This is a genomic window from Inquilinus limosus DSM 16000, assembly GCF_000423185.1.
In the GTDB taxonomy this organism is placed as follows: domain Bacteria; phylum Pseudomonadota; class Alphaproteobacteria; order DSM-16000; family Inquilinaceae; genus Inquilinus; species Inquilinus limosus.
This window is the reverse complement of the sequence record NZ_AUHM01000018.1, coordinates 21,615-44,730: the sequence shown is the minus strand read 5'-3', so window position 1 is coordinate 44,730 and position 23,116 is coordinate 21,615. Positions and strand designations below refer to the sequence as shown.

The window sequence follows — 23,116 nt, the reverse complement described above, 5'->3', positions numbered from 1 at the left end:
GCGGGGAGACAGTCGCCTCCGTCCTCAACCGGAGATGTCCTCATGCGTGTCTTCGTCACCGGCGCCACTGGTTTCGTCGGTTCCGCCGTCGTCCGGGAACTAATCGGCGCGGGCCATCAGGTGCTCGGCCTGACCCGCTCCGACGCAGGCGCCGAATCCCTCCTTGCCGCGGGCGCGCAGCCGCACCGGGGCGACCTCGAGGATCTGGACAGCCTGCGCAGCGGCGCCGCGCGGTCGGACGGCGTGATCCACACCGCCTTCATCCACGACTTCTCGAGATTCAAGGAGAACTGCGAGGTCGACCGGCGCGCCATCGAGGCGCTCGGCGAAGCTCTCGCGGGCTCCGACCGCCCGCTGCTCGTCACCTCCGGGGCCGCGATCCAGGCGAGGGGCCCGATCGCGACCGAGGAGGACGCGCCCCTTCCCAACTCCGACTCCTATCCCCGCATGTCCGAGGCGGCCGCCGCCGCAGTGGCGGCGCGGGGCGTGCGCGCGGCGGTGGTGCGCCTGCCGCCCTCGGTCCATGGCGACGGCGATCACGGCTTCGTCCCGATCCTGAGCCGCCTGGCCCGGGAGACGGGCGTGTCGGCCTATGTGGGTGAGGGGCTCAACCGCTGGCCCGCCGTGCACCGGCTGGACGCCGGCCGAGTCTATCGGCTGGCGCTGGAGCGCGGCCCCGCCGCCGGGGCCCGGTATCACGCGATCGCCGAGGAGGGCGTGCCGTTCCGGGACATCGCCGAAGTGATCGGCCGCCGCCTGGGCGTGCCGGTGGCCTCCAAATCCACCGAGGAGGCGGCGGCCCATTTCGGCTGGTTCGCGATGTTCGCAGGGATGGACGCCCCGACCTCGAGCGAGCGGACCCGGGCCATGCTGGGCTGGGAGCCGAGGCAGCCCGGGCTGATCGCCGACATCGACCGGCCGACCTATTTCGAGGCCTGACGGGCATCGGAGGGGGGCGGCGGAAGGGGGGGAGGCCGGCTACGACCCGCTCTGCGGCCGGATCGCGGCGTCGATCGCCTCCCGCGCCGCATTGCCGACGGCGCCGTCCTCCTCCGGCCCGGGGCCCTGCTGCCAGGTGATCCGGATCGTGCCGTCCGGCTGCACCTGGAACCGGCCGCGGTATTCGCCGCAGTCCACCGTACCCTCGCCGGTCGTGTGGCGGACGGTCCAGTCCGAAGCCTTGTGCCCATGCGCCATGCTCCGCCTCCTCATAGATGGGAAGCCGGGCTCTTACCCTCCAGCATCCAGACGGCCGGACTTGCTCGCCTGGCGCCCGTCATCGGCCCGGGCGCAGGCCTCGTTGGCGGCACGCTGGATGGCGACGGCGTGCGGCCCATCCTCCGGGCCCTCGGTCCAGGTGATCTGAATGGCGCCCTGGCTGTTCTTCTTGTACCAGCCGCGATAGGCGCCGCAGCTCACGGATCCTCCGCCCTGGCCGGAGGGCAGGATGGTCCAGTCTTGCGGATCGTGACACTTCGCCATGCCCGGAGAACCGCCTGCGCGAGGCATGGGTTCCAGGGCTTCGCACCTTGGCGAGCCGCGTCGATCGACTTGTGAGAATGAAATGGCGGAGAGGGAGGGATTCGAACCCTCGGTGCCCTTGCGGACACAACGGTTTTCGAGACCGTCCTATTCAACCACTCTAGCACCTCTCCGCGAGGCGCGGCGGGCGGTGTCGAGACCCCCTCCGCGTGGCCGGCGCGGACCATAGTGGAGAGCGTTCGGCCATGCAAGCGTCGAATGCGGGGCGTTTCACCCGGTCCGCTCCATTCCGGCGTTGACAGCCGGCCGCGCCTGACTATAGTGCCGCGTTCACGGACACGGGTGCTGGTTCCGGCTGGCACCCGTGCCTGTTTTTGATCACCTGAGGACGGACCGCAAGGGGCGTCCTCCCAGTCGACGGCAGCTTGACCATGTTCGCAGTCATCCGCACGGGCGGGAAGCAGTACCGGGTTGCTCCGGACCAACTTGTCACGGTTGAGCGTCTCGACGCCGAGCCCGGCGCGTCCGTCACCCTGGACGAGGTGCTGATGGTCGGCGGCGACGGCGCCATCAAGATCGGCACGCCCGTGCTGGCCGGCGCCTCGGTCACCGCCGAGGTGGTCGAGCAGACCCGTGGCCCGAAGATCATCATCTTCAAGAAGAAGCGCCGCCAGAACTACCGGCGGAAGAAGGGCCACCGCCAGGACCTGACGGTGCTCAAGATCACCGCCATCGCCGGCGCGTAAAGAGGAGATCGACAGATGGCACATAAGAAGGCCGGTGGTTCGTCGCGCAACGGCCGCGATTCGGCGGGTCAGCGCCTCGGCGTGAAGAAGTTCGGCGGCCAGGTCGTCGTCCCGGGCAACATCATCGTCCGCCAGCGCGGCACCAAGTTCCATCCCGGCGTCAATGTCGGCATGGGCAAGGACCACACCCTGTTCGCGCTCGTTCCCGGCAACGTCCAGTTCAAGACCGCCGGCGGCCGGACCACGGTGTCGATCGCCCAGGCGGACGCCGCGGAGTAACGCCTCGCCCCCAGTGGATCAAACCGGATGCTTGATCTCCAAGCGTCCGGATAATGTGATCCACAACTTCAAAGGTTGGGGCTTGCAGGCTTGAGATCTGGTGAAGCGGGGGAATGGGCGACCATTCCCCCGCTTCCTGTTTTTGATGCGACAAGATCGGGGCCGGCCGGCGGGCCGGCGGCACAGAGCGATTCGGCCATGAAATTCCTCGACGAAGCCAAGATCTTCCTGAAGAGCGGCGACGGCGGGAATGGCTGCGTCGCCTTCCGGCGCGAGAAGTTCATCGAGTTCGGCGGCCCGAACGGCGGCGACGGCGGCCGCGGCGGCGACGTCTGGGTCGAAGCGGTGGACGGGCTCAACACCCTAATCGACTACCGCTACCAGCAGCATTTCAAGGCCGAGCGCGGCCATCACGGCATGGGCTCGGACCGTTCCGGTGCCAAGGGGCAGGACACGGTACTGCGCGTGCCGGTCGGCACCCAGGTGCTGGACGACGACAAGGAGACGGTGCTGGCCGACCTGACCGAGGTCGGGCAGCGCGTCCGGCTGCTCAAGGGCGGCGATGGCGGCTTCGGCAACGCCCATTTCAAGACCTCGACCAACCGCGCGCCGCGCCGCGCCGATCCCGGCTGGCCGGGGGAGGAGCGCTGGGTCTGGCTGCGGCTGAAGCTGATCGCCGATGCCGGCCTCGTCGGCCTGCCCAATGCCGGCAAGTCGACCTTCCTGGCCGCCACCAGCGCCGCTCGGCCCAAGATCGCCGACTATCCCTTCACCACGCTGCACCCGAATCTCGGCGTGGTCCGGGTCGACGACCACGAATTCGTGCTGGCCGACATCCCCGGCCTGATCGAGGGCGCGCACGAGGGCGCCGGACTCGGCGACCGCTTCCTCGGCCATGTCGAGCGCTGCGGCGTGCTGCTGCACCTGGTCGACGGCACCCAGGAGGATGTGGCCGAGGCCTATCGCGTGGTCCGCGGCGAGCTCGCCGCCTATGGCGGCGGCCTGGCGGCGAAGCCCGAGATCGTCGGCCTGAACAAGACCGACGCACTGGATGCGGAGACGCTGGCGGCGCGGCTGAAGGCGCTGAAGGCGGCGGCCGGCCGCAAGGCCAAGGTCGTGGCGCTGTCCGGCGCCACGGGCGGCGGCGTGCAGGAGGTGCTGCGCCTGCTCTGGACCCGAATCGCCGAAAGCCGCCCGGCCCCGGCGGCCGAGGAGCAGCCGGCACCGGCCGACATCACCCCATGGGCGCCGACGGACTCCGACTGAGCGGCCCGGCCGACTGTCAGGCGGTGGCCGCGTTCCTGACGGCGCATTGGGGCGCGCCGCTGATGGCGTTGCATGGCCGGCTGATCGATCTCCGGGACCTGCCGGCGATCGTCACAGAGCCTTTCGGGCGGGGCCTCGCCACCTTCGACCCGGAGGCCGGCGAGCTGATGTCGCTCGACGCCGATCCGCCGGGGCGGGGCGTCGGCACCGCGCTGGTCGAGGCCGTGGCGGCTGAGCTCAAGGCCCGCGGTCACCGGGTGATGCGGGTGACCACCACCAACGACAATCTCGATGCGCTGCGCTTCTACCAGCGTCGAGGCTTCCGCCTGGTCGTGCTTCGCCGCGGAGCAGTCGAGGCCGCCCGCCGGCTCAAGCCGTCGATCCCGCTGGTGGGCGCCCACGGCATCCCGATCCGCGACGAGATCGAGCTGGAGCGGGATCTGGGCTGAATGACGAATGTCTCGGACCAGGGCTCCGGTACTCTGCTCGACCAGCCGGCCCTCGCCAGGCTCGCTGCCCTCGTCGGCTCGCGCGCCGTCTCCGCGACCATTGTCGAGTCCGGCCAGAACAACCGGGTGCTCGATTTCGGCGACCGGATCGTGCGCCTGCCCCGCCACGCGGAGGCGGTAGCGGCGCTCCGGCGCGAGGCGGGGCTGCTAGGCCGCATCCGGCCGGCCCTGCCGATCGCCGTCCCGGATGTCCGGATCATCGAGAGCGAGATCGGCACCGTCGCCGTCCATGACCGCCTGCCGGGAGAGGCGTTCCATTCCCTCGGCGGCTTCGTTGGCGAGGACCGGCGCCGCCTGGCGCACGATCTGGCGTCCTTCCTGTGCAGCCTACACGGGCTGCCGGCCGGGGTTGTCGCCGACGGGCGGCGGGAGGACACCTGGCAGGAGCTTTCGCAGCGGCTGGCCGCCGATGTGCTGCCCCTTCTGTCGCCCACAGCCCGAACGGCGGTCGACGCCGCCTTCCACGGTTTCGCGGCCCGGGTCGGCGATCTCCCGGTTGCGGTGATCCACGGCGATTTCGGGACCGGGAACATCCTGGCCGCGCGGCGCCGCGTCACCGGCGTCATCGATTTCGCCGGATGCGGTCTCGGCGACCCGGCCTACGACTTCGCCAGCCTGGCCGCCGGGCTGGGCGATGCCTTCCTCGGCGCCATGGAACCGCTGTATCCGGGATTATCGGCGATGCGGGATCGGATCGCCTTCTACCGCGGCACCTTCCCGCTGCTCGACATCCTGTTCGGGCTCGACCATGGCGACGACGATACGCTGGCCGACGGCGTGGCCGGGGCCGAACGCCATTTCGCCGGACCTGCTCCGGCTCAGCGCCGAACGTAGACCCATGCCTCCAGCCCGGACTTCAGCCTGACCAGGATCCGCTTGTAGTCCGCCACCTCATAGGCGTCGGCGGCGGTGAGCTCGGCCTCGGTGATGCGGAACACCGTCCCTGCCACCTCGTCCGCCGCGTCGCCGCTGGGCTCGACGATCGGGTGGAAGCGCTTGCCGCTGGTCCGCACCACCTCCGGGTCGGTGATCTCGATCTCGCTGCGGCGCCAGCCGGGAATCGCGTCCGGCGCCCCGTCCAGCCGGCGGCCGAAGGAGGCGAGCTGGACATTCTCCTGCTGCAGCGTGCCATAGGAGAACAGGAGAACGGTCGCGGCCTCGGTCATGCATTCGGCTCCGGATCGGGGTGCGGGGCCGGATCATAGCCGCCGCGCGGTGGGGAGGGGAGGGCGGGTCGCGGAACGGCTTGGCTGGGATGCGGTCGGGAGGCTAGGAAGGAGCCTCTCTTTCGTCCGTCGCCCCTTCTCCCGAATCCCGTCATGACCGCTTCCCTCGCCCAGGCCCGCCGCATCGTCGTCAAGGTCGGATCCGCCCTGCTGGTCGACCCGCGCACCGGGCAGCTGCGCCGCGCCTGGCTCGACGCCCTGGCTGACGACGTAGCCCGCTGCCGGGCGCGCGGGCAGGAGGTGATCATCGTCTCCTCCGGCTCGATCGCGGCGGGGCGCGAGCATCTCGGCCTCAAGGGCCGGCCGTTGCGGCTGGAGGAGAAGCAGGCCGCCGCCGCCACCGGCCAGATCCGCCTGGCCCACGCCTATCAGGAGACGCTGGCCCGGCACGACATCACCGTGGCCCAGATCCTGCTGACGCTGCAGGACACCGAGGATCGCCGCCGCCACCTGAACGGCCGCGCCACGATCGAGACGCTGCTGCGGCTCGGCGCGGTGCCGGTGATCAACGAGAACGACACGGTGGCCACCGCCGAGATCCGCTTCGGCGACAACGACCGGCTGGCGGCGCGGGTGTCGCAGATGATCTCGGCCGACACGCTGGTGCTGCTGTCCGACATCGACGGACTCTACACCGCCGACCCGAAGCGTGACCCCTCGGCGACGCTGATCCCGGAGGTGAGCGAGCTGACGCCGGAGATCGAGGCGATGGCGGGCGAGGCGCTGCCCGGCTACTCCTCAGGCGGCATGGTCACCAAGCTGGTGGCCGCCCGCATCGCCATGGGCGCCGGCTGCCGCATGGTCATCGCCATGGGCAAGGAGGCGGCGCCGCTGAAGCGCATCGAATCCGGCGCGCCCTGCACCTGGTTCGTGCCGGGGGCGGAGCCGCGCACGGCGCGCAAGCGCTGGATCGCCGGCTCGCTGAAGCCGGTCGGGGCGGTGGTGATCGACGCCGGCGCGGCCAAGGCGCTGGCGGATGGCCGCAGCCTGCTGCCGGCCGGTGTCACCGCGGTCGAAGGCAGCTTCCGCCGCGGCGACCCGATCGCAGTCAAGGATGGGGACGGCCGGGTACTGGCCCGCGGCCTCTCGGCCTATGATTCCGACGACGCCGACCGCATCCGCGGCCACAAGAGCCGTGAGATCGAGACCATCCTCGGCTATCGCGGCCGGGACGAGATGATCCATCGCGACGACCTGGTGCTCGGCTAGGCGCCGAGGCAGATCGCGCCGACCGCCACCACGGCGCAGGCCGCGAGGCGGCGCGGCGTCAGCGCCTCGTGGAGGAAGATTCGGCCGATCAGCGCCGCGAACACCACGCTGGTCTCGCGCAGGGCGGAGATCGGGCCGGCCGGGCCCAGCGAGAAGGCGACGACCACGGCGCCATAGGCCAGCAGCGACAGCACGCCGCCGGCCAACGCCTTCAGCGCCTCGGGCGATCGCAGGTCGATCGTGATCCGCCCGCGCAGGGCGACGAAGGCGGCCGGCATCAGCAGCCCGTAGATCAGGAAGATCCAGGCGGCGTAGGCCTGGGCATTCCCGGCCAGGCGGACGCCGACGGCGTCGGTCGTGCTGTAGCCGGCGATGAACAGGCCGGTGACGAGCGCCAGCAGGATCGAGGCGGGCGTCGCCCGGCGGCGGCCGATGGCGAGGCTGATGATGCCGAGACCGACCAGGGCGATGCCCAGCAGCGCCAGGTCCGGCGGCCGCTGCCCCGTCGCCAGGAAGGCGCCCAGCGTCACCAGCAGGGGCACGCTGCCGCGGACCACGGGATAGACCTGCCCCAGCTCGCCATGGCGGTAGGCGAAGACCAGGAAGACGCTGTAGCCGACCTGAAGGGCGGAGGAGAGCAGGAGATACGGCCAGCTGGCAGGCTCGGGCAGCGGCAGCAGGGCGGCCCAGGGAATCGCAACGGTCGTGGCCGCGACGCTCATGACCATCATGGACCACAGCCGGTCGGCCCTTGCGCGCAGCACGGCATTCCAGGTCGCATGCAGCATGGCCGCGAACAGCGCCAGCCCGATGACGGCGGGGCTCATCCCCGTGTCCGGGCGGCGGAAGAAGCGATGACGAATAGGCCGCGCATGCTGTCCCCCATCCCTACGCCGGCATGACCCGGATCAGGTTCAGGGGTCGTCCCGCTGTCCGGGACCTCTCAGCCTGGCTCGGCTCCCCCTGGTGGCCGGGCGAGTATGGGCGGGATCTCCGGACCGGGCAATGCCCGCCGGGCTACGGCGCGGCCCGGCTCACCAGATGGTCGCGGTACCGCTTGCGCAGCTCGGTCTTCTGCAGCTTGCCGGTGGCGGTGTGCGGCAGCTCGTCGACGAAGACGACGTCGTCCGGCAGCCACCATTTCGCGACCTTGCCCTCGAACCAGGCCAGGATCTCCTCCTTGGTCGGGCTCTGGCCCGCCGCCGGCACCGCGATCAGCACCGGCCGCTCGTCCCATTTCGGGTGGCGGGCGCCGATCACCGCTGCCTCGCGCAGCTTCGGGTGGCCGACCGCGATGTTCTCGAGCGCGATCGAGCTGATCCATTCGCCGCCCGACTTGATCACGTCCTTGGCGCGGTCGACGATCTCGACATAGCCGCTCTCCTCCATGGTGGCGACGTCGCCGGTGCGGAACCAGCCGTCCGGGGTGAAGGCGGGGTCGTCGTCGCGGCCGAAATAGGCGGCGGCCACCCAGGGCCCGCGCACCAGGATCTCGCCGAAGGCGACGCCGTCCGCCGGCACCTCGCGGCCCTCGGCGTCGACGATGCGCAGTGCGATCCCGGGGATCGGCCGGCCCTGCTTGCGCTTCAGCGCCAGCCGCTCGGCCTCGTTCCGGCCGACGGTCTCCGGCTTCGGTGCGTTGAACAGGCCGATCGGGCTGGTCTCGGTCATGCCCCAGGCATGGCCGATCTCGACACCGTAATCCCGCTCGAACGCCTCGATCAGCGGCAGCGGGCAGGCGGAGCCGCCGATCACCAGCCGCGGCGGCCGGGCGAAGCGGCCGCCGCTCTCGCGCAGATGGGCCAGGAGGCCGAACCAGATCGTCGGCACGCCGGCCGAGAAGGTCACCCCGGTCTCCTCGATCAGCCGGAACAGCGAGGCCCCGTCCAGCCGCGGGCCCGGCAGCACCAGCGACGCCCCGGCGAGCGGCGCGACGAAGGGGATGCCCCAGGCGTTGACGTGGAACATCGGCACCACCGGCATGGCGACGTCGGTCGCGCGCAGGCCGAAGGCGTCGGGCTGGTTGGCCGCATAGGCGTGCAGCACGGTCGAGCGGTGCGACGACAGCACGCCCTTCGGCTCGCCGGTGGTGCCGGAGGAGTAGCAGAGGAAGGCGGCCGTGTTCTCGTCGAAGACCGGCCAGTCGAAGGTGTCCGGATGGCCGTCGATCAGCGCCTCGTAGTCGAGGATCTCGAAGCGGGCGGCGAGGGCGGGCGGCACCGGCTCGGCCGGCGGCTCCAGCAGCACCAGAGTCTTGAGATCCGGCGGCAGCCGGTCGCCGATCCCGGCCAGGATCGGCAGGAACATCGGGTCGAGGAACAGATGCGTGTCGCCGGCGTCCGAGAGGATGTAGGCGATCTGGTCCGGGAACAGCCGCGGATTGACCGTGTGGCACACCGCGCCGATGCCGCTGACGCCGTAATAGAGCTCGAGATGCCGGTGGTCGTTCCAGGCCAGCGTCGCCAGCCGCTCGCCCCGGGCAATGCCGCGCCCGGCCAGGGCATGGGCCAGCCGGGCGGTGCGGGCGGCGATCTCGGGATAGGAATGGACGACGGTGCTGCCGTCGCGGCGCTGGGTGGTCACCCGGGACTGGCGGTGGAGGCGCGCCGCATGCTCCAGCAGCGATCCGATCAGCAAGGGTCCGTGCTGCATCCGACCGAGCATCGCGTCCTCCCCTTCTGTCGCGGCGGGTGCGCCGCCTTTCACAGAGAATAGGGGGAAAGCTGGTCGAAGCTACAGAGAAAACCGGGGAAAGCCGCCTGAGAGGAGAGCTTCAGAACGGCGCGAGCAGGTACTCGCGGTCGACGGAGGAGGCATGCACGCGGTGGTCGAAGCCGTAGATGTGCAGCGAGATCGCGACCGAGCCGCTGTCATTGACCATCTGATGGATGCTGGGATGCGTGGTCGCCAGGCTCGCAATGTCGCCCGGCCGGTGCACGGCTTCCCAGGTCTTCGCCACCCGCATCCCGTCGAGGGCCCGGAAGCGGATCTCGGTCAGGCTGCCGCTGACGATGCCGAAGGCGCAGGAGCAGTGGTGGTCATGGATGGCCGTCCGGGCGCCCCTGTCCCACACCATCGCCCAGACGCTCGTCTCGGCATCGCCCCACAGCAGGTTGCGGGCGTAGCTGCCGGGCCGGCGCTCCAGGTCGAGGTCGCAGATGAGCCCGGGATGCGCCGTGAAATGCTCCAGCATCGCCCGCGGCGATCCGCCGAACTCCGGCAGGGTCTCCAGCATCGTGCCCCGCAGCCTCGCGGTGGACCGGAAGGCATCTGATGTGGCTGCGTGATTCATGGTCCGACCTGCCCCTCGATGCATGAGAGACAGGGTATGCCCGGCCGATGGGAATCAGTTTGCGTTGTTGGCGGGGACTGGCCTGTCTGTGGAAATCGACTTTCGGGTTTCGCCGGTTCGCTGGAATCTGCTTCTATGGTTGGCATCCTGGGTGATGCCTCTTGTCCAAGGCGGAGGCGCCGCCGCACAGAAGGGAACCCATGCCGTGGCCCGGCCGACGTCGCTCAAGCTCGACGAGATCGATCTCAGGATCCTGAAGGCGCTGCAGGCGGATGCGACGATCGCGCTCGCCGACCTCGCGGCGAAGGCCGGCATCTCCGCCACGCCGTGCTGGCGCCGGGTGCAGAAGCTGGAGCAGGCGGGCATCGTCCGCAGACGCGTGGCGTTGCTCGACAAGGCAGCCCTCAATGTCGGCGTGACGGTGTTCATCGCCGTGCGGACCAACCAGCACACGGTCGAATGGCTCGAGCGCTTCAGCCGTGCCGTGCGCGACCTTCCGGAGGTCGTCGACGTCTATCGCATGAGCGGTGAGATCGACTATCTGCTCAAGGCCTACGTCGCCGACATCGGCAGCTATGATGCGCTGTACAAGAAGATCATCGCGCGGATCGAGCTGGCGGACGTCACCTCGATGTTCGCCATGGAGGAGATCAAGTCGACGACCGAGATCCCGCTCACCTTCGTCTCCGCCTCCGCCTGAATTCGGCGGGCCAGGGCTTCCGGGCGGCTTTCGCCTCGCCGGCCGCGCGGATGATTCATGCGCGCAAAAACAAGCCGCGGGGGACCGCGGCTTGGTTGAGGTCGTTAGGAAGCGGAAGGGTGCAGAAGGTACTGCACGTGTAACTATACCATAAACGCGGCGAGAGTGGAGCGTTTTTCTAAAGGACCGGTGCGAGGCGATTGATCGGCCGAAGAAAAATTGACATACAAATCGGCTTGTACTTCGACGTCAGTATTATAGGGGGCGAAGTTTACGTTACGCTGTGAAGATTCTTTCTAGATCGCTGATTCGGCGCGTTTTTGGCTGGCATCCTTGGGCAGCGGGACGGTCAGGGTCGTCCGGGTGCCGCCGTTCCGGTCGATGGTCAGGCTACCGTCCAGCCGGCGGACCATGGCCTCGACCAGGGTCATGCCGAAGCCGCGCCGGTTGCCGTCGTCCGGCCGTCCGTCATCGACGATGGTCAGGGTCAGGTTGTCGTCGTCGGTGCGGTGCAGCGACACCGCGATATGGCCGCCGCGGCCGTCGCGGAAGCCGTGCTTCAGGCTGTTGGTGACCAACTCGTTCACGATCAGGCCGAGATGGATGGCGCTGTCCAGCGGGATCTGCTGGCGCGGTGCCTCCACCTTCAGCCCCACCGGTCCGGTGGTGGCGGCGAAGGTCGACTGCAGATGGGCGCACAGCTCCTGGACATAGCCGCCGGCATCGATATGCGACAGGTCGTCCGACCGGTACAGCTTCTGATGCACCAGGCTCAGCGACTGGATGCGGTTGCCGACCACCGCCAGCTCCTCCCGCACCGCCGGCTCGGTGGCGCGCGAGGCCTGCAGGTTCAGGAGGCTGGAGATGATCTGCAGGTTGTTGTTGACGCGGTGATGCACCTCGCGCATCAGCACGTCCTTCTCCTCCAGGCTGGCGCGCAGCGCCCGCTCCACCTCGCGCAGCTGGGCGTTGGCGGCGATCAGCTGCTCCTCGCGCTGGCGCAGCTCGGTCAGGCTGGCGATCTGCTCGACCGTCTGCCGGTGCACCTCCTCGAACGGGTCGACGCCGGTCTCGTCCGCCAGCGCCGCCATGGTCCGGTGCGCCAGCGCCGTCGGCTCGCGGCCGGCGGCGGCGGGCAGCTCCTTGCGCATCACCAGGCGGACCACGCCGCGGGCGTGGCGCAGCTCGACCGAATCCATCAGCGCCCGCACCGCCGCAGTGTCCATGCGCGGCCGCAGCGGCCCCTGGCTCGGCGGCCGGCGCGGCGCGGCCAGCACCATCTCCAGCGCCATCGGCGGGCCGGCGGTAACCAGCAGCGACAGGTTGGCCTGCTCGTAACGCGCCAGGAAGCTGCGCGTCATGGCCGAGGCCGCGGCGACGATCCGCACCCGGTCGCGGCCGTCGAAGCCCAGCTCGGTCGCCACCAGCCGCACGCGCTGGCGGGCGGCGATCACGTCGCGCTCCTCGCGGGTGTCGATGGCGGTGATGAGGGCGCTGGTCATGGTGGAGCCGCCGCCCGACCCGGTCGCCATCCCGGCGTCAGGCCGGCGCGAGCGGCGGGTGCATCGCCAGGGCCTGGCCGATCACCGAGACCAGCGCCTCGGGGCGGAACGGCTTGGTGACGACGAAGGTCGGCTCCAGCCGCTCGCCGGTCAGCAGCCGCTCGGGGAAGCCGGTGACGAAGACCACCGGCACCGAGATGCCGTTCAGAATCTCCTGCACCGCCTCGATGCCGCTGTCGCCGCCCTTGAGCTGGATGTCGGCCAGGACGATGTGCGGCGATGTGCGCTGCGACAGGGCCACCGCCTGGGCGTGGTCGGCGGCCGTGCCGCAGACGGTGTGGCCCATCTCCTCGACGATGCGGGCGATGTCCATGGCGATCAGCGGCTCGTCCTCGACGATCAGGACGCGGGCCGGGTGCTGGCGTTGCATCTCCTTTCGGGCGGCGTCGAGCTGGTCGCGCACCTCCGCCTCCGGCAGGTGCAGGATGAAGCCGACATCGGCGAAGGAGAAGCCTTCGAGCGAGACCAGCAGCAGCACCTGGCGCTGCGTCGGGGTCAGATGCGACAGCCGGGTCTCGACCGGCACCAGCCCCTCCAGCGGCGGCGCCGCGGCTTCCTCCCCGTCGGTGGCGTGCAGCAGGGTGCAGACGTCGTGGAACACGGCGAAAAGCTGGACCCGCAGGTCGCCGTCCGGCGAGATCCGCTGCGGGTCGGCCAGGATCGCCTCCAGGAACACCCGCATGTACTGGTCGCCCCGCTCCTGTGACCCGACCAGGGCCCGGGCATAGCGTCGCAGATAAGGCAGGTGCTTCAGGATCTCCTGGGAAGTGCCGGTCATTGCGTCCACCTTGACGAATGCGGAAGGGTGGCCCCCTTGGACCGCTATGCTTAGCGGCCGCCGGCCGTGATCGCAATCCGTTCCAATGCCGCAGAAGCCGTTCTGCGGGCAAGGGGTGGCACAGGAACTTCCATCCGGGTCGAGGATTGGTAATGTAACGCATGCCACTATCGGCCGAAGCAGAGCGGGATCGAGCGTTGATGAACCGACGGCGAGGCGAGCGGACGCGGAGGCGGGAACCCGGGGCGCGGCCGGCCGACTCCGGCCGGCCGGCACCGGACCGCCTGAAGCGGCCGCCGCAATTCGACAACTGGCTCTCGCAGCAGCTGCGATCGTTGTACGATCCGGTGCTCGAGGAGCCGTTGCCGGAGGACCTGATGCGGATGCTCGAGGAAAGCGCCAAGCGCGGCGACAAGCCGGAGGAGGATGAGGATCGCTGACCGAAATCGGTGCGGCGGATCGAGGACGGGCCGAATTTCTGCCTTATTCGGTGCCGAGAGTCCCGAGTGTACCGCCAAGAATCCCGCGTGGGCGGCAGGGCCGTCGGCGTCAACAAGGAGGGGAATGTGCCATTCGACTTTCACGCCGAGCTGACCAAGGCGATCCCGCATCTGCGGGCCTTCGCCCGTTCGCTCAGCGGTGATGCGGATCGCGCCGATGATCTGGTCCAGGACGCGATCCTTCGCGCGCTCCGGGCCGAGAGCCAGTTCACGCCGGGCACCAACTTCCGGGCCTGGATCTTCACGATCCTGCGCAACCAGTATGTCAACCAGCTGCGGCGCCGGAAATTCGTGGCCGAGCCGAAGGACGGGGTCGACCTCGACCTCCTCTGGGTGCCGCCGTCGCAGGATTCGAAGCTGGAGTTCCAGGATTTCCGCCGGGCGCTGATGATGCTGACGCCCGATCAGCGCGAGATCCTGCTGATGGTCGGCGCCTCGGGCTTCAGCTACGAGGAGGCGGCGGAGATCTGCAACTGCGCCGTCGGCACGGTGAAGAGCCGCCTGTCCCGGGCCCGGCGCGAGCTGGCGAGGCTGCTCAGCGCGGGGCGAGGATTGGCGAGACGAGGCGACTTCGCAGGCGAGCGGCGCGGACGCGGAGCCGCCGCGGCGCCGGCGAAAATGATGCGGCCTCGTCTCGCCCCGCAGCCCGCGTCGAGGCGGACGGCGTAGCGGCCGTCGCTTGGTCCTGATCGAGTGAAGCGGGCGGCCTCGGGGCCGCCCGTCTCGTTTCAGCCCGGCGTCTTCGAATCGCGCGGGGCCGTCAGCTCGCTGACGATCGGGCTGGTCGCCGGGCGGTTGACGAAGGGCTCGCGCTCCTCCGCCGGGGGAGCCTGGCGGCGGGTCATGCGCCAGGCGGTGAAGACGGCGGTGACGGCCGCCACCGCGGCGCCGTAGAGGAACAGGCCGTTCGGCCCGATCCGGTCGATCACGGCCGAGGCGACGAGCGGCCCGGCGCAGGCGCCGACGCCCCAGGACAGCAGCAGGCTGCTGGACAGCGCCACCGCGGTGCCGCGCGGCGCCAGGTCGTTGGCATGGGCGACGCAGATGCCGTAGGTCGAGATCGAGGCCGCGCCCCACAGGCCGAACAGCACCGCCAGCAGCCATTCGGATTCCGGCCGCACCAGGGCGAGCGTCAGCGACACCAGCATGGTGACGATGCTGGCGCCCAGCATCACCCCGCGCCGGTCGATCCGGTCGGACAGCCGGCCCAGCGGCCACTGCGCCAGCAGGTTGCCGACCTGGGCCATGGCCGGGATGGCGCCGGCCAGCCCAGCGCTGAGCCCGACCGCGAGGCCCCAGATCGGCCCGATCGAGGCGACGGCGTTGTTGATCAGCCCGCTGGCGACGCAGCCGATCAGCGCCGCCGGGGCGATCCGGTACAGCTTGCGCAGCGGCAGGGTGCGGATCGCCGCGATCGATGGGGTGCCGGCCCGGTTCAGCGCCACCGGGATCAGCGACATCGAATAGAAGGCGGAGGCGATCATGAACAGCCCCAGCACCACCGGCCCGCCGGTGAGCAGCAGCACGAACTGGCCGCCGACCAGCGCCACCTTCTGGACGATGGTGTAGACCGAGAACACCCGGCCGCGATGGGCGTTCGGCGTCATCTCGTTCAGCCAGCTCTCGGCCACGGTGAAGAGGCCGGCGGAGCAGAAGCCGGTGACCAGGCGCAGCGCCATCCACAGCGTCGGGTCGGGCGCGACGGCGAAGCTCAGCGCGGTCACCGAGCTGGCGGCGGCATAGGCGGCGAAGGCGCGGATATGCCCGACCGCGCCGATGATCCGGACCGACAGCACGCAGCCGGCGAGGAAGCTCAGCGAATGCGCCGTCGCCACGGCGCTGTAGGCCTGGATCGAATAGCCCGCCTCGGTCAGCGAGATCGGCAGGATGGTGATCAGGATGCCGTTGGCGATCTGCAGGACGGAGATGCCGAGGATGATGGCGGCGACGGGCAGGTAGAGGGCGGGCATGGTCCGGGCGGCGCGGGGCGTTTCTTCGCAGCCAAGCGCGGCCCCGCGAGGCGTGTCAAACGGCGAGATCGAGGGGCAGCCCCGATTTGTCGGGCATGGCCCGATCGGGGAGGTTCCGGCCGGCGCCTCGTCGGGCTAGGGTGGCGGCACAACCCTGGGAGGGGGCATGCGGGGCTTGGTTGCAGCCGGGCTCGGGCCGTGGAAGCTGCAGGCCGTGGTGGCGGCGGTGTTCGCCGTCATCGTCCTGGCGATCGCCGGCGGCCTGATCTGGTACAACAATGGCGAGGTGAGGAGGCTCGTCCGGGCCGACGCCAGCGCCCGCTTCGACCGGGTGGTCGAACGGGTGCGGGGCGAGTTCCAGGACGGGCTGCATCTGGCGCAGGTGGTGCTGGACACCTCCACGCTGACGATCGAGACCGATGTGCCCAAGGACCATCTGAGCGTGGTGGTGGGCGGTACGCTGCGCGATCTCGAGAAGGTGCTGCCGGCAGCCACCTCCTTCTTCGTCGCCTGGAACGATGGCCGCTTCGTCCTGGCGGAGTCGCTGGCGACGGCGCGATTGCCGGACATGAAGGCTGCGGCGCTGCCTGGAGCGGCCTATGTGCTCGAGTTCGTCGACCGCCGCTCGAATGGTGCGACCGCGCGCTGGGTGGTGACCGACGCCCGGGGGAGTCCGCTCGGCGAGCCGCAGACGGCGCCGACCGACTTCGACCCCCGCACCCGGCCCTGGTACGAACAGGCGTTCGCCACCACCGGGGCGGTGGTCACCGAGCCCTATCGCTTCGCCAACATGAATCAGGTGGGCCTGACCCTGGCGCGGAAGTCCCGCCTGGCCGGCGACGTGGTGTTCGGGATCGACATCGGCCTCGCGAGCGTCGACCACACCCTGGCCGATCTGCGCCGGCAACACGGACTCGATCTGGTGGTGTTCAGCCGGTCCGGAGAGCTGATCGCCCATCCTGACGGCGTCCGTTTCCGCACCGAGTTCCGGGAGGCGCGGGCGGAACATCTGCCGCGGATGACCGAGCTGGGGTCGCCGATCCTGGCCGAGATGTACCGCAGCTTCCAGGCCGTCGGCACCGGCCGGAACTTCACGGGGCAACTCGGGGACGAATCCTATCTCGAGCGCTTCGAGCTCATCGCCGCCAACATGCCCGACATCGTGCTGGGCATCGCCTATCCCTACGACCTGGTGGTCGGGCCGGCCGACCGCATCCGCTTCATCTCGCTGCTGATCGGCGTCGGCGCCACCATCCTGGCGCTCGGCATCGTCATGGTCGCGGCGCGCGCCCTGGCGCGGCCGCTGCGCCGGGTGACGGCGGAGCTCGGGCAGATCATGCGGTTCGACTTCCACGGCGGCGGCTCGGCGCGGTCGCGGATCGAGGAGATCCGGTCGCTCGCCGCCGCCATCGGGGTGCTCGGTCTCACCCTGCGGACCTTCGCTGCCTATGTTCCCGGACAGATCGTTCGCGGCATCGTCGCCCAGAAGCTGGTGCCGGCGCTGGGCGGCCGGCGCCAGCCGATCACCGTGCTGTTCTCCGATGTCGAGGGCTTCACCGCCCTGGCCGAGGGGCTGGCGCCGGAGGAGCTGATGGAGCGTACTTCGCGCTATTTCAGCGCCCTGGGGGAGGAGCTGATCGCCAGCGGCGCCACCATCGACAAGTATATCGGCGACAGCGTCATGGCGTTCTGGAACGCGCCGGAGCCTCAGCCCGACCATGTCCGCCGCGCCTGCATCGGTGCCCTGAACGCGGCTGCGCGGATCGACAAGCTGAACGCCGAGTTCGAGGCGGAGGGCAGCCGGCCGATGCCGACCCGCTTCGGCCTGCACACGGGCGACGCGGTGGTCGGCAATGTCGGCTCGGTCGACCGCATGAACTACACCGCGCTCGGCCATACCGTGAACGTCGCGGCGCGGCTCGAGGCGCTGAACAAGATCCACGGCACCACCATCCTGGTCAGCGACGCGGTCCGGCTGGAGGCGGGGGAGGCGTTCGAGTTCCGCTTCGTCGGCAACGAGGTGCCGCGCGGCGCGCGCGAGCCGGTGCCGATCTACGCCCTGGTCGGGCTGCGGGAGGGGGCGGAGCCCTAAGGATGGGGCCCGACGTAGCGGGCCCTGGGGCGGATCAGCCGGGCCGCCGCGTACTGCTCCATCACATGTGCCATCCAGCCGACGCTGCGGCCGAGGGCGAAGACCGCCAGCGGCGCCTCCGGCGGCAGACCGATCACCCGGGCCGACAGCACCAGGGCGAAGTCGAGCGTCGGTCTCTCGCCGGTCAGGTCGGCCACGGTCTCGGCCAGGGTGCGGGCGACGGCCAGCTCCGGCGCCTCCGGCCAGGCGGCGGCGAGGCGGTCGAGCAGGTGCTGCCCGCGCGGATCGCCTTCGGGGTAGAGGGTGTGGCCGAAGCCGGGCAGGTCCTCGCCGCGATGCAGCCGCTCCACCACCGTCCGGCGGGCATCGGCGGCGGCCAGCACCGTCTCCAGGAAGGCCCCGGTGCGGGCGCTCAGTCCGCCGTGCAGGGGGCCGTTCAGCGCCGCCAGGCCGGCGGCGACCGCGGCATGCGGCGAGGCGCCGGTCGATGCGGTGATGCGGGCGGCGAAGGTCGAGGCGGTCAGCTCGTGGTCGGCGCACAGCACCAGGGCCCGGCGCAGCAGGTCGGCGCCTTGGGGCGCGCCCCAGGCCTCCGCCAGGGCCTCATGCGCCGGCGCGGCCGAGGCCGGGCGCCGAAGCATCACCGCGGTCAGCCAGCGCAGCAGCCGCGCCCCCGTGCGCTGCAGCCCGGCGGCGGAGCGGGCGAGGGCGCGGTCGTCCTCGACGCCGAGCGCCGGCAGCACCGCCATGGCCCGCTCCAGCGGCGGCAAGCCGGTCGCCTCGGCGGCGATGCGTTCGGCGGTCGGCGGCAGCGGCGCGGCCGGGACGGCGAACGGGTCGTCGGCGGCGACGGACCACAGCAGCCCGGCGACGCTCTCCAGCGTCGCGCTGTCGGCCAGCCGCACCGCGTCGCGGCCGCGGTAGTACAGGCGCCCGCCGGCGACGAGGGTGATGCCTGACTCCAGCACTGGCTGACCCCAGTACAGGGGCGGCGGGGCGGTTTCGGGCTCTGATTTGCGGGCCAGGCGGCGGATGTCGGCGGCGGCGTAGCGGCGCTGGCGGCGGCCGGGCTCGGCGATCGAGCGGATCATGCCGCGGCTGACATAGGCGTACAGCGTCGCCAGGCTGACTCCCAGCTCCGCCGCCGCCTCGCTCGCCGACAGGGTCGGTTCCTGGATCATGGGCGGGGGAAGGCAGGATGGCCCGGGTATCCGCCCCAACGAGTCCTCCCTCCCCTTGCGGGAGGGGGGCAGGGGGAGGGGGCTGCCGCAGCTCGCGCAGGCGCCAGGAGTCCGTGCGACCGGAACGCCGGAATGTGGAAGCGCCACGCTCCTCGGAGAGACCCCCCTCCCCCTATCCCCCTCCCGCAAGGGGAGGGGGGACTCTTCAAATTGACCCGCCCGCTCATGATCCTGCCTGCTACAAAGCCTTTACATTGATCGCATCTATCAAGATTGACAACCTACCATTCGCTCGACCTGTTGTGCATCTGCGAAGAGGAGGTCGAGATGACGACAGGACTGGACGGCGTGGTCGCCGCCGAGACGGTGATGAGCCTGGTGGACGGGCAGCGCGGCGTGCTGGTGATCCGCGGCCTGCCGGTCGAGGAGGCGGCGCGGACCCTGGATTTCGAGGGCGTGCTGGCGCTGCTGTGGGACGGCTTCGCCGACACCGCGGACCTCAAGGCCCGGCTGGGCGGCGCCCGAGCCGCCGTCTTCCGCCACGTGCCGCGGCTGCTGCCGGCCGCATCCGGGCTGCCGCCGGTCGACGGGCTGCGGGCGATGATCGCCGGCCTGGCCGACAGCGAGGACGGCACGCCGCTCGGCCTGGTCGCTGCCATGCCGGTGTTCCTGGCGGCGCTGGTGCGCCAGGCGCAGGGCAAGGCCCCGGTCGCGCCCGACCCGAAGGCCGGCCACGCCGCCGACCTGCTACGCATGCTGGCGGATCGCCCGCCCGACCCGGATCTCGCGCGGGCGCTCGACGCCTATCTCGTCACCGTGTCCGATCATGGCCTCAACGCCTCCACCTTCGCCGCGCGGGTGGTGGCCTCGACCCTGGCCGGGACGGTGGCCTCGGTGACCGCCGCGCTCTGCGCGCTCAAGGGCCCGCTGCATGGCGGCGCGCCGGGGCCGGTGCTGGACATGCTCGACGCCGTCGGCACCGCCGGGGCCGCCCCCGGCTGGGTGGAGGCGGAGATCGCGGCCGGCCGCCGGCTGATGGGCTTCGGCCACCGCATCTACCGCACCCGTGACCCGCGGGCCGACGTGCTGAAGTCGGTCGTCGCCCGCCTGTCCAGCCCGCGCATCGCGCTGGCCGAGGCGGTGGAGAAGGCGGCTCTGGCGGCGCTGCGCCGGCACAAGCCGGACCGGCCGCTCGACACCAATGTCGAGTTCTACACCGCGCTGGTGCTCGATGCGGTCGGGCTCGACCGGTCGCTGTTCACCCCGGCCTTCGCCGTCGGCCGCGTCGCCGGCTGGACCGCGCATATCCTGGAGCAGGAGCAGACCGGCCGGCTGCTGCGGCCCGACAGCCGCTATGTCGGCCCGCAGCCCAGCCTGGCGGCGTAAAGATCGGTTCAGACGCGTCCCTCTGCCGTCATTGCGAGCGTAGCGAAGCAATCCAGGACGGCTCGCACCGGCCCCTGGATTGCTTCGTCGGCTTCGCCTCCTCGCAATGACGAAAGGCTTTCGCCTGGCGGCTAGACGAACGCGAAATCGTCCGCCTGCAGCGACGACCGGTCGACCCCGGGCAGGATGATCCTGTTCTCGGCGTCGAGCGCGATCGCGGTGCCATCCGCGCCGTAGTCGCGGGCATGGGCCATGACCTCGGCGAAGCCGGCGAAGACGTCGCGGTCGAACAGGATCACGTCGCCCGCCGCGCCGTCGAAATCGGTGACCACGTCGCGGCCGAAGCCGGGCTGGATGACGATCACATCCGCCCCGGCACCGCCAGCGATCCGGTCGCCCCCGGCGCCGCCATAGATCCGGTCGTCACCGCTGCCGCCGGCGATCACGTCGTTCCCGTCGCCGCCGACCAGCCGGTCGTCGCCGCCCAGCCCGCCCAGCCGGTCGTCCCCGGCCTCGCCGCGCAGGGCATTGGCGGCGGCGTCGCCCTCGAGCCGATCGGCGAAGGCGCTGCCCAGCAGGTTCTCGATGCCGGCATAGCTGTCGCCGGCGGCGTCGCCGGTATTGCCCTCGGGCCGGTCCAGGCTGGCCTGCACCCCGGCGAGGCTGGTGGCGTAGCCCGCCGCGTCGATGCCGTCGCCGCCGTCGAGGCTGTCCGCCCCGGCGCCGCCCTCCAGCAGGTCGTCGCCGGCGCCGCCGCTCAGGGAATCGTCGCCCAGGCCGCCGGCCAGGTAGTCCTTGCCGGCGGCGCCGCTCGCGATGTCGTTCGCCACGCCCAGCAGCAGAACGTCCGGCCCGTCAGTGCCGGAATAGGTGGGGGTGCCGTTCTCCTGCAGATAGACGTCCGATGCGTTGTTGGTGTCGCCGGGCGCCAGCGCGTCGTCGCTGGCGATGACGGTGGCGCTGCCGTCGGCCGTGGTGTCGGTGGCCAGCGGGCCGCTGACCGACTGCTCTCCGGTGGTGTCGTCGGTGACGGTGAGCTGGCCGTCGACGAAATGCACGTGGTAGCGCGGGCCGTCATATTCGGGGCCGCCAGTGAGGAAGGTGCTGGTGCCCGCCTCGAAGTCGAGCAAGTACCAGCCGTTGCCGGGAGCCCAGTCGCTCCGCTGCTCATAGACGGCGTATCGCGCATCGTCGGTGACCGTGACGTCGTAGGCGTCCTCCAGGGTGATCGTCTCGCCTGCCTCGACCCGGTGGATGGTCGCCGGGTGGTAGTATCCGCCGATGCCGAAGAAGTCCTCGTAGAAATAGACCGCGGCGCCGTTCGCCAGCATGTAGGGGCCGCCGTCGAACTCGTAGGCATCTCCGCCGTCGCCGTAGATGTGGACGGTGCTGCCGTCGGCCAGGTTTCTGAGCGTCAAGCCCTCGGCGCTGTAGGTGCCGTTGTAGGCCTCGGCCCAGACCACCCATTGGCCGTCGCCGGAGATCACCGGGTCTTTGCGGGTGATCTCCGGGTACGCCGGATCGCCGGAGACGCGGCTGTAATAGTCGTCCGCCCCGACCACGAGGTTCAGCGTGGTGCGCTCGACCGGTACGCCCGGCCCGCTGGCGCGAAGGACGATGGTGCCGGCCGCGGGGCTGGCATAGTCGTGCGACAGATGGATCGAGTTGCTTCCCGGCTCCACCGCGTAGGACTGCAGCGGCGAGCCGTCGCCCCAGTTGACGAAGATCCGCGTGGCGCCGTTCAGGGCGAGGTCGAGGCCCAGCGCCTGGCCGTCGGTCGGGTCGGGCGAGTAGGCGACATTGGTGATGAGCGGCATTTGAACCCTCCGAAATGGGAATCGGTGGTTCACGTCCTGGCAGACGGGCGGGCCTCCGGCTGTTCCGTTTTTGGGAAATTTATCAGATCGGCACGGGGGCGGACATTCGGGCGAGAGGTTTCGCTCAAAAAAGAAGGCTTCGTTCTCTTGGATCGGGATGCCAAAGCAAGATTTTCCGCTGAGTTCATCGGGCTGTCGGCGACGAAACCTGAGACGGGGAAGGGCAGGGCGAGCTGGCGGGCGGCATGCTCCGGCGCGGGACGGATGCGGCCGCGGCTGGGGCACAGCGTCCGCACCGGGCAGCTGCCGCAGCGGGGCCGCCGGTCGGCGCAGTGGCCATGGCCCAGCCGCTTGATCAGCCAGTGGTGCCGCTCGATCCGATCGTTGTCCCAGTCCGGCGGCAGCATTCCCAGCAATGGTCCGTGCGCCGCCTCGGCGCCGGCACGGCGGGAGACCAGCCCCAGCCGCTTCGCGGTGCGGAGATGACCGGTCGAGACCGGCAGGGCGCGCATGCGCAGTCGGCTGAACAGCAGCACCGAGGCTGCCGTCTTCGGTCCGACACCGGGCAGCTGCCGCAGCCAGGCGACGGCATCGGCGGCCGATCTCCCGGCCAGGAAGTCCAGCTCCAGCCGGCCGCGGGCGGCCTGCAGCGCCCGCAGCGCCTCCTGCAGAGTCTGTCTCTTCCTGTCCGGCCAGGTGGTGCGGCCGATCAGCCGCTCGATCACAGCCGGATCGGCGTCGAGCAGGTCCTGCCAGCGCGGGAAGCGGACGCGCAAGATGCGGTGGGCGGCCATCGCCACCGCATCCTCGGTGCGCGCGGACAGCAGCGCCAGCACCAGCACCTCGACCGGGTCGGGATACAGCCAGCGCGGCGGCGGCCCGAAGGCGGCGGCCAGAGCAGCGTCGATCCGGATCAGGCGGGCGGTGGCGGGCATGGCGTCGACCATGCCGGAAATTTAGAACAAAAGAAGAACTCGGGCGAATCGAATCAGAGAGGCACGCCGGGATGATGGGCCTTCCAATCCCATCATGGCGAGCCCCGAAGGGGCGCGGCCATCCAGCGGCACCGGCCCCTGGATGGCCACGGCGCTGCGCGCCTCGCCATGACGACCCTTATTCGA

General features: G+C 70.6%; 24 protein-coding genes, 1 tRNA gene and 1 riboswitch. Of the genes, 12 read left to right on the top strand and 13 right to left on the bottom strand.

Going from position 1 to position 23,116, the window contains the following annotated elements; all coding sequences use genetic code 11:
- Positions 1–42: 42 nt before the first annotated feature.
- A complete protein-coding gene (locus G537_RS0116525) occupies positions 43–939 on the top strand; it encodes an SDR family oxidoreductase (protein ID WP_026871060.1) in 897 nt (298 codons plus the stop codon).
- Between the two features lie 39 nt (positions 940–978).
- On the opposite strand, the gene G537_RS0116520 is transcribed toward G537_RS0116525, so the two are convergent.
- From G537_RS0116520 to G537_RS0116510, 3 genes are all read right to left on the bottom strand, one after another.
- A complete protein-coding gene (locus G537_RS0116520; RefSeq protein WP_026871059.1) occupies positions 979–1,197 on the bottom strand; it encodes a hypothetical protein in 219 nt (72 codons plus the stop codon).
- A 33-nt stretch (positions 1,198–1,230) separates the two neighbouring features.
- Entirely contained in the window at positions 1,231–1,482 is a 252-nt protein-coding gene (locus G537_RS0116515) for a hypothetical protein (protein ID WP_155888631.1), read from the bottom strand.
- A gap of 83 nt (positions 1,483–1,565) precedes the next feature.
- Positions 1,566–1,655: transfer RNA gene (locus tag G537_RS0116510), tRNA-Ser, on the bottom strand.
- A gap of 258 nt (positions 1,656–1,913) precedes the next feature.
- Here G537_RS0116510 and rplU point away from each other — a divergent pair.
- From rplU to G537_RS0116485, 5 genes are all read left to right on the top strand, one after another.
- A complete protein-coding gene (gene rplU, locus G537_RS0116505; protein WP_026871057.1) occupies positions 1,914–2,228 on the top strand; it encodes a 50S ribosomal protein L21 in 315 nt (104 codons plus the stop codon).
- Between the two features lie 15 nt (positions 2,229–2,243).
- A complete protein-coding gene (gene rpmA, locus G537_RS0116500; protein WP_026871056.1) occupies positions 2,244–2,507 on the top strand; it encodes a 50S ribosomal protein L27 in 264 nt (87 codons plus the stop codon).
- A 198-nt stretch (positions 2,508–2,705) separates the two neighbouring features.
- Positions 2,706–3,773, top strand: coding sequence for a GTPase ObgE (obgE, locus tag G537_RS38350; protein WP_051248490.1), 1,068 nt, complete (start codon positions 2,706–2,708; stop codon positions 3,771–3,773).
- Positions 3,749–4,222: a GNAT family N-acetyltransferase gene (locus G537_RS0116490; protein WP_026871055.1), complete on the top strand. Its 474-nt coding sequence runs from the start codon at positions 3,749–3,751 to the stop codon at positions 4,220–4,222. Before obgE ends, G537_RS0116490 begins: the two co-directional genes overlap by 25 nt.
- Positions 4,223–5,116: a phosphotransferase family protein gene (locus tag G537_RS0116485; RefSeq protein ID WP_026871054.1), complete on the top strand. Its 894-nt coding sequence runs from the start codon at positions 4,223–4,225 to the stop codon at positions 5,114–5,116. It begins immediately after the preceding gene.
- Here G537_RS0116485 and G537_RS0116480 read toward each other — a convergent pair.
- Positions 5,101–5,448, bottom strand: coding sequence for a gamma-glutamylcyclotransferase family protein (locus G537_RS0116480; protein WP_026871053.1), 348 nt, complete (start codon positions 5,446–5,448; stop codon positions 5,101–5,103). The genes G537_RS0116485 and G537_RS0116480 overlap by 16 nt on opposite strands.
- 153 nt (positions 5,449–5,601) lie before the next feature.
- Between G537_RS0116480 and proB the strand changes: the two genes are divergently transcribed.
- Complete coding sequence (gene proB / locus G537_RS0116475; RefSeq protein ID WP_026871052.1) at positions 5,602–6,717, top strand: glutamate 5-kinase; 1,116 nt, start codon at positions 5,602–5,604, stop codon at positions 6,715–6,717.
- Here the strand turns inward: proB and G537_RS0116470 are convergent.
- The 3 genes from G537_RS0116470 to G537_RS38340 all read right to left on the bottom strand — a co-directional run bounded on the left by G537_RS0116470 (position 6,714) and on the right by G537_RS38340 (position 10,009).
- Entirely contained in the window at positions 6,714–7,544 is an 831-nt protein-coding gene (locus G537_RS0116470; protein WP_026871051.1) for a DMT family transporter, read from the bottom strand. The two genes, proB and G537_RS0116470, sit on opposite strands and share 4 nt — an antisense overlap.
- Before the next feature lie 41 nt (positions 7,545–7,585).
- Positions 7,586–7,691: riboswitch (TPP riboswitch) on the bottom strand.
- A gap of 43 nt (positions 7,692–7,734) precedes the next feature.
- The gene (locus G537_RS38345; protein WP_034851956.1) at positions 7,735–9,381 is read right to left on the bottom strand and encodes a long-chain fatty acid--CoA ligase; all 1,647 of its coding nucleotides are present in this window, start codon (positions 9,379–9,381) and stop codon (positions 7,735–7,737) included.
- A gap of 109 nt (positions 9,382–9,490) precedes the next feature.
- The gene (locus G537_RS38340; protein ID WP_211230405.1) at positions 9,491–10,009 is read right to left on the bottom strand and encodes a cysteine dioxygenase; all 519 of its coding nucleotides are present in this window, start codon (positions 10,007–10,009) and stop codon (positions 9,491–9,493) included.
- 205 nt (positions 10,010–10,214) lie between these two features.
- Between G537_RS38340 and G537_RS0116455 the strand changes: the two genes are divergently transcribed.
- Complete coding sequence (locus tag G537_RS0116455) at positions 10,215–10,709, top strand: Lrp/AsnC family transcriptional regulator (RefSeq protein ID WP_026871050.1); 495 nt, start codon at positions 10,215–10,217, stop codon at positions 10,707–10,709.
- Between the two features lie 296 nt (positions 10,710–11,005).
- On the opposite strand, the gene G537_RS42110 is transcribed toward G537_RS0116455, so the two are convergent.
- The gene (locus G537_RS42110; RefSeq protein ID WP_155888630.1) at positions 11,006–12,211 is read right to left on the bottom strand and encodes a sensor histidine kinase; all 1,206 of its coding nucleotides are present in this window, start codon (positions 12,209–12,211) and stop codon (positions 11,006–11,008) included.
- 37 nt (positions 12,212–12,248) lie between these two features.
- On the bottom strand, positions 12,249–13,049 hold the full coding sequence (locus tag G537_RS0116445) for a response regulator (protein WP_026871049.1): 801 nt from the start codon (positions 13,047–13,049) through the stop codon (positions 12,249–12,251).
- A gap of 200 nt (positions 13,050–13,249) precedes the next feature.
- Here G537_RS0116445 and G537_RS38330 point away from each other — a divergent pair, with 200 nt between their 5' ends.
- The gene (locus G537_RS38330; RefSeq protein ID WP_034851955.1) at positions 13,250–13,489 is read left to right on the top strand and encodes a NepR family anti-sigma factor; all 240 of its coding nucleotides are present in this window, start codon (positions 13,250–13,252) and stop codon (positions 13,487–13,489) included.
- Positions 13,490–13,615: 126 nt separating this feature from the next.
- Positions 13,616–14,218, top strand: a complete 603-nt coding sequence (locus tag G537_RS38325; protein ID WP_081688863.1) for a sigma-70 family RNA polymerase sigma factor — start codon at positions 13,616–13,618, stop codon at positions 14,216–14,218.
- 59 nt (positions 14,219–14,277) lie between these two features.
- Here G537_RS38325 and G537_RS0116430 read toward each other — a convergent pair whose 3' ends face one another.
- Positions 14,278–15,519, bottom strand: a complete 1,242-nt coding sequence (locus tag G537_RS0116430) for an MFS transporter (protein ID WP_026871048.1) — start codon at positions 15,517–15,519, stop codon at positions 14,278–14,280.
- A gap of 166 nt (positions 15,520–15,685) precedes the next feature.
- On the opposite strand from G537_RS0116430, the gene G537_RS42105 reads away from it, so the two are divergent.
- Complete coding sequence (locus tag G537_RS42105) at positions 15,686–17,611, top strand: adenylate/guanylate cyclase domain-containing protein (RefSeq protein ID WP_051248487.1); 1,926 nt, start codon at positions 15,686–15,688, stop codon at positions 17,609–17,611.
- Here the strand turns inward: G537_RS42105 and G537_RS0116420 are convergent.
- Positions 17,608–18,792 carry a citrate/2-methylcitrate synthase gene (locus tag G537_RS0116420; protein WP_026871047.1) on the bottom strand — a complete coding sequence of 395 codons (1,185 nt, stop codon included), beginning with the start codon at positions 18,790–18,792 and terminating at the stop codon, positions 17,608–17,610. The genes G537_RS42105 and G537_RS0116420 overlap by 4 nt on opposite strands.
- A gap of 327 nt (positions 18,793–19,119) precedes the next feature.
- On the opposite strand from G537_RS0116420, the gene G537_RS0116415 reads away from it, so the two are divergent.
- Entirely contained in the window at positions 19,120–20,178 is a 1,059-nt protein-coding gene (locus tag G537_RS0116415; RefSeq protein ID WP_026871046.1) for a citrate synthase/methylcitrate synthase, read from the top strand.
- 131 nt (positions 20,179–20,309) lie between these two features.
- On the opposite strand, the gene G537_RS45425 is transcribed toward G537_RS0116415, so the two are convergent.
- Both G537_RS45425 and G537_RS38310 read right to left on the bottom strand, forming a co-directional pair.
- Positions 20,310–21,995, bottom strand: a complete 1,686-nt coding sequence (locus G537_RS45425) for a calcium-binding protein (RefSeq protein ID WP_051248486.1) — start codon at positions 21,993–21,995, stop codon at positions 20,310–20,312.
- 29 nt (positions 21,996–22,024) lie between these two features.
- Positions 22,025–22,930, bottom strand: a complete 906-nt coding sequence (locus tag G537_RS38310; protein ID WP_155888629.1) for an endonuclease III domain-containing protein — start codon at positions 22,928–22,930, stop codon at positions 22,025–22,027.
- Positions 22,931–23,116: the final 186 nt, after the last annotated feature.